The organism is Mesorhizobium sp. M0954 (genome assembly GCF_040319155.1).
Lineage (GTDB): Bacteria > Pseudomonadota > Alphaproteobacteria > Rhizobiales > Rhizobiaceae > Mesorhizobium.
Genome location: NZ_JAMYNR010000005.1, coordinates 238022 through 251677 on the forward strand (window position 1 = coordinate 238022; position 13656 = coordinate 251677).

The 13656-nt window shown below is 62.4% G+C and carries 15 protein-coding genes; 6 read left to right on the top strand and 9 right to left on the bottom strand.

The features are described from left to right. Positions 1–9 precede the first annotated feature (9 nt). Together NKH93_RS09475 and NKH93_RS09480 are read right to left on the bottom strand one after the other, a co-directional pair. The gene (locus NKH93_RS09475; RefSeq protein ID WP_352452209.1) at positions 10–540 is read right to left on the bottom strand and encodes a hypothetical protein; all 531 of its coding nucleotides are present in this window, start codon (positions 538–540) and stop codon (positions 10–12) included. Beyond that, positions 533–1141, bottom strand: coding sequence for a CGNR zinc finger domain-containing protein (locus NKH93_RS09480; protein ID WP_352469881.1), 609 nt, complete (start codon positions 1139–1141; stop codon positions 533–535). The genes NKH93_RS09475 and NKH93_RS09480 overlap by 8 nt, the downstream gene beginning before the upstream one ends. A 140-nt stretch (positions 1142–1281) precedes the next feature. Between NKH93_RS09480 and NKH93_RS09485 the strand changes: the two genes are divergently transcribed. The 4 genes from NKH93_RS09485 to NKH93_RS09500 all read left to right on the top strand — a co-directional run bounded on the left by NKH93_RS09485 (position 1282) and on the right by NKH93_RS09500 (position 5793). After that, a complete protein-coding gene (locus tag NKH93_RS09485; protein WP_352469880.1) occupies positions 1282–2187 on the top strand; it encodes a branched-chain amino acid ABC transporter permease in 906 nt (301 codons plus the stop codon). A gap of 204 nt (positions 2188–2391) precedes the next feature. Further along, positions 2392–2976 carry a TRAP transporter small permease subunit gene (locus tag NKH93_RS09490; RefSeq protein ID WP_023676252.1) on the top strand — a complete coding sequence of 195 codons (585 nt, stop codon included), beginning with the start codon at positions 2392–2394 and terminating at the stop codon, positions 2974–2976. Continuing rightward, entirely contained in the window at positions 2976–4754 is a 1779-nt protein-coding gene (locus NKH93_RS09495; protein WP_352970044.1) for a TRAP transporter large permease, read from the top strand. Before NKH93_RS09490 ends, NKH93_RS09495 begins: the two co-directional genes overlap by 1 nt. A 16-nt stretch (positions 4755–4770) precedes the next feature. Then, positions 4771–5793 carry a zinc-dependent alcohol dehydrogenase family protein gene (locus NKH93_RS09500; protein ID WP_352540377.1) on the top strand — a complete coding sequence of 341 codons (1023 nt, stop codon included), beginning with the start codon at positions 4771–4773 and terminating at the stop codon, positions 5791–5793. A 65-nt stretch (positions 5794–5858) separates the two neighbouring features. On the opposite strand, the gene NKH93_RS09505 is transcribed toward NKH93_RS09500, so the two are convergent. Beyond that, the gene (locus tag NKH93_RS09505; RefSeq protein WP_352540376.1) at positions 5859–6968 is read right to left on the bottom strand and encodes a TRAP transporter substrate-binding protein; all 1110 of its coding nucleotides are present in this window, start codon (positions 6966–6968) and stop codon (positions 5859–5861) included. Between the two features lie 284 nt (positions 6969–7252). Here NKH93_RS09505 and NKH93_RS09510 point away from each other — a divergent pair, with 284 nt between their 5' ends. Continuing rightward, positions 7253–8026, top strand: a complete 774-nt coding sequence (locus NKH93_RS09510; protein ID WP_352540375.1) for a gamma-glutamyl-gamma-aminobutyrate hydrolase family protein — start codon at positions 7253–7255, stop codon at positions 8024–8026. Positions 8027–8040: 14 nt separating this feature from the next. On the opposite strand, the gene NKH93_RS09515 is transcribed toward NKH93_RS09510, so the two are convergent. From NKH93_RS09515 to NKH93_RS09535, 5 genes are all read right to left on the bottom strand, one after another. Beyond that, on the bottom strand, positions 8041–8436 hold the full coding sequence (locus tag NKH93_RS09515) for a hypothetical protein (protein ID WP_352469876.1): 396 nt from the start codon (positions 8434–8436) through the stop codon (positions 8041–8043). 154 nt (positions 8437–8590) lie between these two features. After that, positions 8591–9571 (bottom strand): 2-hydroxyacid dehydrogenase, encoded by a 981-nt coding sequence (locus NKH93_RS09520; protein ID WP_352540374.1) that lies wholly within the window; start codon positions 9569–9571, stop codon positions 8591–8593. Beyond that, positions 9568–10590: a LacI family DNA-binding transcriptional regulator gene (locus NKH93_RS09525; protein WP_352540495.1), complete on the bottom strand. Its 1023-nt coding sequence runs from the start codon at positions 10588–10590 to the stop codon at positions 9568–9570. The genes NKH93_RS09520 and NKH93_RS09525 overlap by 4 nt, the downstream gene beginning before the upstream one ends. Before the next feature lie 68 nt (positions 10591–10658). Continuing rightward, positions 10659–11543 carry a DMT family transporter gene (locus tag NKH93_RS09530; RefSeq protein WP_352540373.1) on the bottom strand — a complete coding sequence of 295 codons (885 nt, stop codon included), beginning with the start codon at positions 11541–11543 and terminating at the stop codon, positions 10659–10661. A gap of 197 nt (positions 11544–11740) precedes the next feature. After that, on the bottom strand, positions 11741–12148 hold the full coding sequence (locus NKH93_RS09535; RefSeq protein WP_352540372.1) for a DUF2000 family protein: 408 nt from the start codon (positions 12146–12148) through the stop codon (positions 11741–11743). 52 nt (positions 12149–12200) lie between these two features. Here NKH93_RS09535 and NKH93_RS09540 point away from each other — a divergent pair, with 52 nt between their 5' ends. After that, positions 12201–13073, top strand: coding sequence for an AraC family transcriptional regulator (locus NKH93_RS09540; RefSeq protein WP_352970011.1), 873 nt, complete (start codon positions 12201–12203; stop codon positions 13071–13073). A 1-nt stretch (position 13074) separates the two neighbouring features. On the opposite strand, the gene NKH93_RS09545 is transcribed toward NKH93_RS09540, so the two are convergent. Then, entirely contained in the window at positions 13075–13557 is a 483-nt protein-coding gene (locus NKH93_RS09545) for a MarR family winged helix-turn-helix transcriptional regulator (RefSeq protein ID WP_254816029.1), read from the bottom strand. Positions 13558–13656: the final 99 nt, after the last annotated feature.

Consider the following 13656-nt stretch of genomic DNA (forward strand, 5'->3'; position numbering starts at 1 on the left):
GGTGATGCATCATGCAGCCTTTGGGCAACTGGGCTTCGGTTCACCGGGCAGCTTGCCGTCGACATGGCCGGCCAGGTCCTTGTTGAGCTCGTAGACTGGCCCGACCACCAGAGGCCGGTCGGGCAGGACCGACTGGTCGAGTGAGGACGTCAGAGTGGTCGCGAAACTCTGCAGCAACTTGCCGCTGGAATCCTCGATGCGGATCGACACCGCATAGGGCTTGTCCTTGACAACGCAGGTAAGCGGCGGGCTGGTGAGCGTCACATGCGGCAGCTTCGGCCATATTTTCTGGGTGACGATGATCGGATCACCGCCGGCCGGGTTCTGGAAGGAGACCACAGCGACCTGCCCCTCACCCACCGGCCGCAGCGGATTGAGAGTGATGACATAGGTGGCGATACCCAGCCGGTAGTTGAACTCGAACAGCTTCCCGGAAATGGCGAACAACTGGTCCTTGCCGGAATCACGGCAGGCGCCGAGCGCGGCCGCCGCGAACAACGCCGCGACGACAATCATCGCGCGTGAGAATCTTCTAGACATTGGTGACCTCCCTGGCCGCGGTCCGGCGGCGATAGTGTCGGTTTGCCTTCTGGCGGTTGCCGCACACCGCCATGTCGCACCAGAGGCGGCTGGAATTCCGGCTTTTGTCGACAAACAGCCAGCTGCAGTTCGGACATATCCTCAGCCTGGCAATGGTGTCGCTACGCAGCAGCGACAACGCCGAGACCGCAAGCGCGGCCTCGAAGGCAATCGGCGTCGCCGGATCACCGAACGGTTTTCCAGGCGTGCCGATTTCGGTGCGGCTATGAGCGAGGCCATCGGCGCAGGCTTCCAAGAATTTCGGCATATCGCCGGTCGCGATCGCACCTTTCGATACCGCGCCGCGAAACAGCCGATCGGTCGTCTCCCGGATCGACAGCACCACCGGTGCGATCTTTTCAGGCGCCGGCGCTACGAGCCGCCTGCCACCGAGCTCGGCGGCGCGAAAGGCACTCGCGGCTTCGGCAAAGCGGGCGATCTCGGCCGGATCGTCGAAACGGTCGAAAGTTTTCTCCGGATCGTTCCGCAAAACGACGGTGTTCGCCGTATCGAGCGCCAGCATGCCACCGGTAAAGCGGTGCGGAGTCCAGGATACTGTCATATGGCGAATCTAACTGATAACTCGCGTTTGACAAGTTAGATTCCGGGTGCAACGCTTGTCACTGAGGCGATCGCCGTACTGAGAATATCGTTCGTCCCAAACCTCTGCCCCGATTGCGGGGCATGCATAGAGGGTCTTGCATGCTCTATTTCTTCCAGCAGGTTCTGAACGGGCTGCATTCGGGCGCGCTCTACGCATTGCTTGCATTCGGCTACGTGCTGACCAACGGCATCCTGCACCGTACCAATCTTGCCTATGGCGCGCTGTTCGCCTTTTGCGGGCATACGATGATCCTCACTGCGGCGTTCGGCTATCAGGCCCTGTGGTTAACGCTGTTTGCATCGGTCGCGCTCGGCGTAGCTGCGGCATTCCTTTATGCGGCGCTGCTCAGCCATGTCCTGTCGCGAAGTATCTTCGAACCGCTGGCCGACCGCTCGCCCAACGCCATCGTGGTGACGACGCTCGGCATATTGCTGGTCTTGTCGGAAGCCAGCCGCATCGCCGCCGATACCCATGACCTATGGTTGCCGCCAATGCTGGCCCAGACCATCGTCTTCGCGCAGAATGCCAGCTTCAAGGCGACGTTGACGCTGATCCAATTGCTCGATTGCGCCGCCGTACTGGCGGCCATAGCGCTGGCTGCCTGGGGCTTCGCATATTCGAGCTTCGGCCGGAGCTGGCGCGCCGTATCCGACGATCCCAAGGCGGCTGCGATGTGCGGCGTCGATGTTCGTGCGGTGTTTCGGCACGCGGTGCTTTTCGGCGGCCTTTGCGCGGCACTGGCCGGCGTGCTCGCCGCCTTCTACTACGGTAACATCAGCTTCGGCACAGGGTTGGTCTACGGGTTGAAGATCCTGTTCGTGACCGCAGTGGGCGGCTATCTCTCGCCTTTGCGGGCGGCACTGGGTGCCGCCGCTTTCGGCATGGCCGAATCGCTATGGGCCGGCTATTTCCCGCTCGAATGGCGGGACGGCTGGATGTACCTGTTCCTCGTCGCCATGCTTGTGCTGATCGGCGCCGGCCGCGACCAACAGAAGATCGCCTGAGCCGCACCCGACTTTGCTTGGATGAAAGCGCCGCATGTCCTTGGACATGCAAAGGACGCGGCAGCATTTTGCCGCCCGTCATCTCACAACTGTGTTTATGCGGGCTATCCCGTGTTGACCAGCCGGACCACGCACTGCATACCGTTGGTCCACAGCGACACGACGGACAGGGAACCGCCGCGCTCTGACACAAGGGAGGAATGCATGGCAGGGCTTCTCGCTCTTTCCAGAACCATTGACCGTTTGAACGAATTCATCGGCAAATGGGTTTCGTGGCTGATCCTGCTGGCGATCCTGGTAAGCGCCGCCAACGCCGTCATCCGCAAGGTGTTCGACATGTCCTCGAACGCCTGGCTGGAATTGCAATGGTATCTGTTCGGCGCCGCCTTCATGCTGGCCGCCGCCTACACGCTGAAGCAGAACGACCATATCCGCATCGATATCGTCTACGGCATGTTCTCGCGCCGCGTGCAGCACTGGATCGACCTTTTCGGTCACGTCTTCTTCCTGATGCCGTTCGTGACGTTGATGGTGGTCTATTTCGTTCCCTATGTGTCGCTGTCGTATCGCAGCGGGGAGATGTCGAACAATTCCGGCGGGCTGATCATCTGGCCGGCGAAGGCGATTTTGCTGGTCGGCTTTTTTCTGCTCGCGCTGCAGGGCATTTCCGAAATCATCAAGAAAATCGCCATCATGCGCGGTCAGATGGACGATCCCACTCCGTTCATATCGGTGCATGAGCAGGCCGAGCTCGAAGCCAAGGCGCTCGTCGAAGAGGTGCGCTCGTGATCGAGTTCATCGCCCAGAACATGGCGCCGATCATGTTCGCCTCGCTGGTCGTCTTCCTGCTGATCGGCTATCCCGTCGCCTTCTCGCTCGCCGCCAACGGCCTGATGTTCTTCTTCATCGGCGTGCTTCTGTCGCCCTATTCGGGCGGCTCGATCAATCTCGCCTGGCCGTTGCTGCACGCGTTGCCGGATAATTTCTACGGCAGCCGGGTGATGTCGAACGATACGCTACTGGCGATCCCGTTCTTCACGTTCATGGGCATCGTGCTCGAACGATCCGGCATGGCCGAAGACCTGCTCGACACGATCGGCCAGTTGTTCGGACCGGTCCGTGGTGGCCTCGCCTATGCCGTGATTTTCGTCGGCGCGCTGCTCGCCGCGACGACCGGCGTGGTGGCGGCTTCCGTCATTGCCATGGGTCTGATTTCGCTGCCGATCATGCTGCGCTACGGCTACGACCGGCGGCTGGCATCCGGCGTCATTGCCGCGTCCGGGACGCTCGCCCAGATCATCCCGCCGTCACTGGTGCTGATCGTCCTGGCCGACCAGCTCGGCCGCTCGGTCGGCGATATGTACAAGGGGGCGCTGATCCCCGGGCTCATTTTGACCGGCATCTACATGCTCTACATCCTGCTCATGTCGATCTTCCGGCCGAAGTCGATGCCGGCACTGCCGCTTGAGGTCCGCACGCTCGGCCACGGTGTGCTGTCGCTGCTGGCGGCGCTGCTGGCGGCGGTGGTGGTTTCCTATGCGGCGTATCGCTACCTCGCGCCGAACCATGGCGGCAACGCCGATATCCTCGGCGCCACCATCGGCGTCATCTTCATCTATGTCGTGGCGATCGTCGACCAGCGCCTGAAGATCAACCTGATGTCCAGACTGGCACAGCAGGTGATCATCGTGCTGATCCCGCCGCTGGCGCTGATCTTCCTGGTGCTGGGCACCATCTTCCTTGGCATCGCCACGCCGACGGAAGGCGGCGCCATGGGCGCCGTCGGCGCGCTTGCAATGGCGGCGGTGAAGGGGCGGCTGTCGCTCGACGTGGTCAAGCAGGCGCTGGCCTCGACGACCAGGCTGTCGTCCTTCGTTCTGTTCATCCTGATCGGCGCGCGGGTGTTCTCGCTGACCTTCTACGGCGTCAATGGCCACATCTGGGTCGAGCACCTGTTGACGTCGCTGCCGGGCGGTGAAGTCGGTTTCCTGATTGGCGTCAACATCCTCGTCTTCGTGCTCGCCTTCTTCCTCGACTTTTTCGAGCTTGCCTTCATCATCGTGCCGCTTTTGGCGCCAGCGGCTGACAAACTCGGCATCGACCTGATCTGGTTTGGCGTGCTTTTGGGCGTCAACATGCAGACCTCCTTCATGCATCCGCCCTTCGGCTTCGCGCTGTTTTATCTGCGCTCGGTCGCCGCGCGCGTGCCCTATCTCGACCGACTCACCGGCAAGCAGATCGCGCCCGTCACCACAGGGCAGATCTATTGGGGCGCAGTGCCCTTCGTCTGCATCCAGGTGATCATGATCGGCCTGACCATCGCCTTCCCGCAGATGGTGATGCACTACAAAGGCACTGTCGTCGATCCTGGCACCATCAACTACCAGGTGCCGGAAACGCCTGGCATCGGCTTGTCGCCGCTTGGCACGCCGCCGGCCAACGGCGGCACTGCCCCGGCCTCACCTTCCCCACCGGATTTGTCGCAGCCGCCGAGCTTCGACGAAAAGCCGCCCGCGAAACCGGCGGCGCCGGCAATCGATCTGTCGCAACCACCGAGTTTCAACTGAGGAAGGCCCGGCAGCCATGAAGGCGGTTCGGTTGGAGCGAGTGGGCAGCCTCGCCGTGTGCGAGGTCGAGAAACCGACCGCCGGGCCGAACGATCTGCTGGTGCGCATCGAGGCGTGCGGCGTCTGCGGCACCGACAGGCATCTTTTCCATGGTGAATTCCCGTGCACGCCGCCGGTGACGCTCGGGCATGAATTCTCCGGCATCGTCGAGGCGGTCGGACCTGCCGTATCCGGCTTTTCCGTCGGCGACCGCGTCACCGGCGATCCCAACATTGCCTGTGGCCGATGCGAGCATTGTCAGGCCGGCCGGGTCAATCTCTGCGGCAATCTACGCGCCATCGGCATCCATCGCGATGGCGGCTTTGCCGAATATCTTGTCCTGCCCCAGAAACAGGCCTTCGTCTTGCCAGGCGATCTGAAGCCTACGCATGGTGCTTTCTGCGAGCCGCTCGGCTGCTGCCTGCATGGCGTGGACCTTGCCGCGATCAAACCAGGCTCGTCGGTCGCGGTGCTCGGCGGCGGCGTGATCGGCCTGCTCACCGTTCAACTGGCAAAGCTCGCCGGTGCGACGACCATTATCTTGTCGACCCGTCAGGCCTCGCGGCGGGCTCTTGCCGAGCAATTTGGCGCAACGGCGACGCTCGATCCCAGCGCCTTCGATGTCATCGATGCGATCGTCGGCCGGTCGGGTTTGATGCCGGGCGGCGTCGACGTGGTGTTCGAATGCGCCGGCGTGAAAGACACTGTTGAGCAGGCGATGCGGCTGGCCAAAGCGGGCGGCACCGTCGTCGTCGTCGGCGTGATGCCGCAAGGCATGAAAGTGGCGTTCGAACCGTTCGATCTGCTGTTCCGTGAGTTGAAGGTCCTGGGTTCCTTCCTCAACCCCTTTACCCATCGCCGGGCCGCCAATCTTATCGCCTCGGGGACGATCGAAGTAGATCGGCTGATATCACGACAGGTCAGCCTCGACGAGGCGGTGGCGATCATTGCCAACCCGCCGGCGCCAGGCGAGGTCAAGGTCGTGGTGGTGCCCGACTGATCGCAAATGAATGCGCTACGGCGCCAGTGTTCCGAAAGGAACACTGGCGCCGCGAAGCAACAGGATCAGAGCTTGGCATTGCGCTGCTGGACCATCATGAAGGTGTCATAGTTGTACTCGGCCACCTGCGCCCAGAGATAATGCTCCTTGCGGAACGCCTTGATCGAATCCCAGATCTTCTTGAACGGCGCATTCGAGGCTTCCATCTCGGCATAGACTTCGTTGGCCTTTTCGAAACAGGCGGCCATGATCTCCTGGCTGAACGGGCTCAACTTGGCACCGCCGGCAACCAGCCGCTTAACCGCCGCCGGATTGAGATAGTCGTATTTCTGCAGCATGTTGGCGTCGGCCGCTTGAGCGGCAGTATGCACCAGCGACTTGTAAGCCGGCGAAAGTTCGTCGTATTTCGCCTTGTTGAACATCAGATGGACGGTCGGTCCACCTTCCCACCAGCCGGGATAGTAGTAATAGGGCGCAACCTTGTAGAAGCCGAGCTTCTCGTCGTCGTAAGGGCCGACCCATTCGGCGGCGTCGATCGTGCCTTTTTCCAACGCCGGATAAATGTCGCCACCGGCGATCTGCTGCGGAACCACCCCGAGCCTTTGCACCACTTTGCCGGCAAAACCACCGATACGCATCTTGAGGCCGGAAAGGTCGGCGACCGTTTTGATCTCCTTGCGGAACCAGCCACCCATCTGCACGCCGGTATTGCCGCCCGGCAGCCCGAACAGACCTTGCGTCGCCAGGAACTCGTTGAACAGATCGATGCCGCCGCCATGATAGTGCCAGGCGTTGATGCCGCGCGCGTTGAGCGAAAACGGAACCGCCGCTCCCAGCGCCCACGTCGGGTCCTTGCCCCAGTAATAATATGCCACGGTATGGCAGGCCTCGACCGTGCCGGCTGTGGTGGCATCGGCGGCCTGCAGGCCGGGAACGAGTTCGCCGGAGGCGAAGACCTGGACCTGGAAGTTGCCGTCGGTCGCCTCCGACAGCATCTTGGAAAACACTTCGGCGCCGCCATAGATCGTATCGAGCGACTTCGGGAAGGACGACGCCAGTCGCCAGGTCACTTTCGGATTGGACTGGGCGATGGCCGGCGCAGCAAGTGTCGCGGCAGCGGCCGCAGCGCCGAAACCGGTGGTGCCGGCCTTGCGGATGAACGAACGACGATCCATGAAGTTCCTCCCTTTTGGATCCACTGACCGACATTCGGGACACTTCGGCGCCCGGATCGGCTTCGAGCCGACAATACACAGGCAAGGAGTCGAGTCCAGCACGGCAGCCCGGTTTGAGTGGCGCATTTCGGGGAAATTCACGGCGTTGGGGCAGATCTTGCAACTATAGTCTAAGGTCGATTAACTGGCCTACGCGACACGCCGAAACTTGCCATGGAAATGCGCCTTCGGATCGCCTATTTTGCAGGCAGATAATTCGTTGCACCCGATGGGATCCGGACCAAATGCACCAGCCGCTCGTCGCCGTATCGACCGATGTCCGCCAGTTCGACAATTACACCTGGCATGCCGCGCCACAGCAATATCTCGAAGCGGCGCTTTCGGGTGCAGGCGTGTTCCCGCTGCTGGTACCGTCCTTCGGCGACCGGCTCGACTTCGACGAACTGCTTTCCGCCGTCGACGGCGTCATGGTCACCGGCTCCAAATCGAACGTTCATCCCTCGCTCTATGGCGGTGACGCCAGCGAAGCCAATGGTCCTTACGACTCCGCCCGCGACGCGACGACGTTGCCGCTGATCCGCCGGGCGGTGGAGCGCGGGGTGCCATTGCTCGCCATCTGCCGCGGCATCCAGGAGATGAATGTGGCGCTGGGTGGCACGTTGGCCACCGAAATCCAGGAACGCGCCGGTTCGCTCGATCATCGTGCGCCGGCAAGCGACAATCAGGACGAACGCTTCGCCATCCGCCAGAGCGTGGCGATAAAACCCGGCAGCTGCCTGGCCGGGGTCTTCGGCGCCGGCGATATCATGGTCAATTCGGTGCATCGCCAGGCCATCGACCGGCTTGGCCCAAAGCTGCAGGTCGAAGCGGTCGCCGCCGACGGCACTGTCGAGGCGGTTTCGGTGCGCGATGCACGGGCTTTCGCTGTCGGCGTCCAGTGGCATCCCGAATACTGGGTCAAATCGGACAGTATCTCGGTAAAGATATTTCGCGCATTCGGCGATGCGGTGCGCCTGCATCAGGCGGCGAAATCGGGTGTGCGCGCAGCCGCGGAATAGTCCTGCCGCGCTCGCTAGTTGCCGGCTGACGCCAGCGTCAGCAGCGGCAGCGCCGGCGCGTAGGATTCGTAACCATCGCCGTCGGCGACTGAGAACATGACGATCGGATCGGTGCCGTTGGCGCTGAAGGTGACCGTGCCGTCATCCTGCTCTCGCCAGAACTTCGCCTGCTCGACGCCGGGCAACACCCGGCGGCAATTTGCTGCGACCGTCAACAGCGACAGGCCTTGCGAAATCTCGGCGCCGCGGCTGACCGCACAAGACCCCTCGTTGCCATGGGCTACCAGCCTGTAGTTGCCGGATGAAAGCGGTGACTCACTGGCCGCACGGCTTTCACCGCTGCCGGCGTAAAACAGCTGGGCGCTGCCGAACAGCACAGCGACTGCCATCAATGCAGGAAGCGTCTTCATCCTGGTTCTCCGCGCATTTCAAGCGCGCCGGTTCGAAGAGATCAGGGAGGCGCGCTTCATCTTGCTGTCATGTCCTGTCAGGCGGACATACACTGCGAGGGGACCAGAATGATTCCGAAGGGTTAAGCTGAAGTTAATAGATATGGCAGCCCGCTTACGGCCTTGCCTTGACATTTGCCGTCTCCGGCACCGGCGTCAGCGCCTTGCGCTGCGAAAACCACGAGACCAGATTGTCGACGCAAAGGTCGGCCATGGCGCGGCGCGTATGCTCGGACGCCGAGCCGACATGCGGCAAAAGCGAGGTGTTGGGCGCGGCAAGCAACGCCGCTGGCACATTCGGCTCGTCGGCAAAGACGTCTAGCCCGGCAGCGGCGATGCTGCCGCTGGCAAGTGCGGCGGCAAGGGCTGGTTCGTCGACCGTGCTGCCCCGGCCGATATTGACGAAGACGCCGTTCGGCCCAAGAGCCGAGAGAATTTCGGCATTGACGGCCTTTTCCGTCGAGGCCCCGCCGGGCGCCACCGAGATCAGCGTGTCGACCGCCTCGGCGAGACCTTTCAGCGTCGGGTGATAGTCATAGGACAGGCCTTCGACGCGGCGCCGGTTGTGATAGGCGATGGGCAGTCCGAAAGCATCGAGCCGCCGGGCAATGGCGAGGCCGATGCGGCCCATGCCGAAGATGCCGACATGGCGACCGCGCAAAGTCAGCCGGCTCAGCGGATAGTTGCCGTTGCTCAGCCAGCTTCCGTCGCGCAGCCAGGCCTCGGCGCGCGGCAGTTCGCGGACGGCATTGATCAACAGGCCGAGCGCCGTATCGGCGACCTCTTCGGTCAGCACATCCGGTGTGTTGGTGACCATGATGCCGCGCCGTGCGGCGTGGCGGATGTCGACCGAATCATAGCCGACGCCGAAATTGGCGATAATCTCGAGCTTTGGCAGCGCGTCCATCAACGCGGCGCTTATGCCGCCAAAGGCGGCTATGCCGCGCACCGTATGACGCATCTCGTCGGTGACCAGCGACGGATCGGCGCGTTCGATCCGGACGCGGCTGAACGCCCCGTCGATGCGGCCGACCGCATGGTCGTTGAACTGGCCCGGCACCAGAATGGTAACAGCTTGCTGTTCGGTTTTTGTCATGCACGTTCCACCGGTTTGCCGGTCGACTGGCGCACATGCAGTTCCGGCTTGATCAGTTCCTGCGACGGCCGCACCGTCTGTCCGTTGAGTTTGTCGAGCAGCGCGCTGGCGGCGCGGCGGCCAACCTCGCGCTGGCCGTTCCACACGGTAGTCAGCGCCGGCGTGGCGATCGCCGCTTCCTCGAGGTCGTCGTAGCCGGTAACCGAGATGTCGATGCCCGGCACCAGCCCGGCGCGGGCAATGCCATTCATCAGGCCGATGGCGACGAGGTCGTTCCAGCAGCAGGCCGCGGTCGGCCTGTCCTTCAGCGCCAGGAACTGCCCGGCCGCCTCGAAGCCGGCCTGCTTGGTGCGCGGGCCGGGGATGCGCCAGGACGGCCTGACCTCAAGCCCTGCCGCCTCCATGGCGTTGACATATCCCTGATAGCGGTCGCGGCCGGTCGACGTCTGGTCGGTACCGCCGATCATGGCGATGCGCTTGTGGCCAAGCGAGATCAGATGGTTGGTGGCAAGCCCGGTGCCATAGGCGTCGTCGCCGCGAAACACCGGCACGTCGGCACCTTCGACGGTGCGTGCAATCAGCACTGCCGGGAGACCGTTCTCCTCGGCCAAGATTATGTCTTCGGGCGGCGTGCCGATGGCCGGCGACATGATGACCCCGTCAGCGCCAAGCTGCAGAAGCGTGTCTATGAAAGTGCGTTGTTTCTCGAGCTGGTCGTAGTGGTTCGACAGGATGAAGGTTTGCCGGCTGCGGTCGAGCTCGCTCTCTATCGAACGCAATATCTCGGCAAAGAACGGGTTCATGATGTCGTGGACGACGACGCCGACTATGCCCGAGCGCGAGGTGCGCAGGCTGGCGGCGCGGCGGTTGTAGATATAGCCGATGGCGCGTGCATGTTCCTTGATGCGATCGCGGGTGCCGCCGGCGACCAGCGGGCTGTCGCGCAAGGCCAGCGAGACCGTGGCCGTGGACACGCCGAGCGCATCCGCGATGGTCGAAAGCTTGATCTTCTGTGCCAGCGCCCTGCGCTCCCGAAGCAATTTAAACTGTTTAAAGGCCGGCTCTTATGCCATCGATTCCGAGCAAATCAAAGTTTTTTTGCCAGCGCTTCCGCCTCCGCGCCCAGCGTTGCGCGGTTGCGCAAGCGGAGCCGGTGCTCGCGGTGAACGATGTAGAGGCCGCTGGCGACGATGACTGTGGCACCGGCCAGCGTCCAGCGATCGGGAAACTGGTTGAAGACGATCAGGCCGGAGATGATCATCCAGATCATCTGCGAATAGGGATAGGGAGCCAGGGCCGTGGTGGTGGCAAGGCGATAGGCCTGCACAAGAAGCCAATGACCGATGGCGCCGAAGACGCCAAGCATCAGCAATATGAACCAGTGCCAGCCATCCTGCGGCAGCGAAGGCGAAAACGGCAGTGTCGGCAGCAGCAGCACGGCCGGCGCCAGCGCCGAAAACAGGATCAGGCTTTCCGAGGTTTCCGTAGCCGACATGCGGCGCGTCATGATGACGTAGAAACTGTTCGATAGCATCGAGCCGAGCGCAAAGAGATGGCCGACGCCAAAAACGCCGACGCCCGGCCGGGTGATGATGAGGACGCCGACAAAGCCGCTCATGATGGCCAGCCAGCGCCGCCAGCCAGCCCATTCGCCGAGCAACGGACCGGCAAGCGCGGTGATCACCATCGGGCCGAAGAAGTAGATCGAGGTGGTTTCCGCCAGTTGCAGCGTCCGCAGCGCCAGAATGTTGAACATCGTCGATCCGAACAGGAGCAGACCGCGCGTGATGTGCGCCGGCAGGTTGGCGGGACGAAAGCGCAGCGGCTCGCGCCATCCGCGCAGAAAGACGCCGACGATCAGCACATGGACCGCGAAGCGGGTCCAGGCGACGATCAGCGCCGAGACGCCGGCCAGCACAAGGTACTTGCTGCTGGTGTCGAGGAAGGTGAAAAACACATAGACGGAAAGCATGCACACGATCGCCGCTGGCGATGTCGCGCTTTCGTCATGTCTTGGGGGAGCATTCAATTTCAGGCCGGACGGGAAGCAAGGCGGTCCCTCACCAATGCGGTAATTGTCGCCTGCGGGCAAGCCAAAACAGGCTGGCACAACGACAGCCGCCGACAGGCTCAGTTTGTTTCCCAGTGGCCGACCTAGTGGCCGACGACTCAGGCGTGCATGCGGGCGCCCTTGGTGATCTTGTCGACGAGCTTCTTTTCGGCGCGAAGCGCGATGCCGACCACCTTGGCATCCTCCGGCGCAAATTCGGCAAAGACGGCGCGGTTGGCCAGATCATACCCGGTCGAAAACATTTCCTCGACATAGAGCGAAACCGTCACACCACGCTCCAGCGCCCGCCTCTGGATCGCGACGAGCGTCTGGCCGTCCGCCGAAAGCACGATGACCGGCTGGATCGACAGCGGGTTGTAGATATTGCCGGCGCGATCACGGTAGGGGTCGCCGATAATGTCGGGAAATTGCGCGACGATGCCGCTGGTCAGAAAGGCGGTGACATTGAGCTTTTGCCAGACGGGAAGATCATCCTTGAGGACGATTGCAAATTTCGTATCGAACATGCGACAGTTTCCAATCCGAAAAGGGGGCCAATCCGAGGCTGCGAGTGAAGTTATGGCGCACGATCTAGACCGGGAAGCCTTTCAGGGTCTTGGACGTTTGTGCGTGGATGCAGCCGAGAACTGCATCGTACCGGCACCCGGTGCTGCCGGGATGGAACGCATCGAGGCCCGGTTCCACGGCAATGCCTTCGATCTCCATCGCCACGACACCTATGCGATCGGGGTGACGCTTTATGGCGTGCAGCGCTTCCGCTATCGCGGCCAAATGCACAAGAGCTTGCCCGGCCAGATAATTATCCTTCATCCCGACGAACTGCACGATGGCGGTGCCGGCACCGAAGACGGCTTGCGATACAGAATGCTCTATTTGGAGCCGTCCCTGATGCTCGATTGTCTCGGCGGCGGATCACTGCCATTCGTCGGGAATGCCGTGGTGACAGACCGCGATCTCCGCGCGACGCTGCTTTCGGCGCTCGGGCCGCTGGATCAGGAACTGGACGAGCTGTTTGTCGTCGATTTCATGACGCAGCTTATGCAAAGCCTGGCCCGGCACGCCGGTCAGCCGGCGAAACCGGTAGCGAAAACGGCGTGGCGCGCCGCCAGCCTGGCGCGCGACTATCTGGAGGAAAATGTCGCGCGGATTGTACGTTCAGATGAATTGGAGGCGATAACCGGATTGGACCGTTATGCCCTTTCGCGGCATTTCCGCGCCACCTTCTCCACCAGCCCGCACCGGTTCCTGGTGATGCGCCGGCTTCAGCGGGCCCGTCGGATGATCGAAGCCGACGAGCCGCTGGCGCAAATCGCCATCGCAGCCGGCTTCAGTGATCAAGGCCATTTCAATCGGCATTTCAAGAAGGCGTTCGGTGTCACACCGGGACGTTGGTCGGCACTGACGCGGCGGCCGTCAGCGGCGAACGCGTGAGCTATTCAAGCATCTTGTCTTCGATATCCAGTTCGTCATCCGGGAGCACCATTTCGCCGTTCGACAGGTTCGCCTCGACGCGGGCAAGCAGCTTGAACAGCGCTTTCTGGTCCTTCTTGTCGAGACCCTTCAATGCCTGCTTTTCGGTCTTCTTCACCGACTTCTCGATGGCGTGGATGATTTCGCGGCCGGTGTCGGTGAGGAAAATATGCGCCTGGCGGGCATCGGCGGACGAGGCCCGCTTCTCCAGAAAGCCCTGCGCCTGCAGCCGGTTGATGGTCTTGGTGATGGTTGGCGGCCGCACGCCGAGGCGGCCGGCAAGGTTGCCGGGCGTCTGCCCATCCTCGCGGTCGAGCGCCAGCATGATCTGGTCCTGGCCGGCATAGAAACCATGCGCCAGAAGCCGGGCGGCGAGCGCCGTGCGCGCCAGCCGCGCCGCCGAATGCAGCCGGCTCATTGTTGCAGTCTTGTCCGCCTTGGCCATGCTCATCCCTCCTCGGCCGAACCGGAACGGCCAGCATAGAAGCAGGCCGCCGATTGGCAATGACGATCGAAACATTCCGGCTCGGAAAATAGCTTTGCC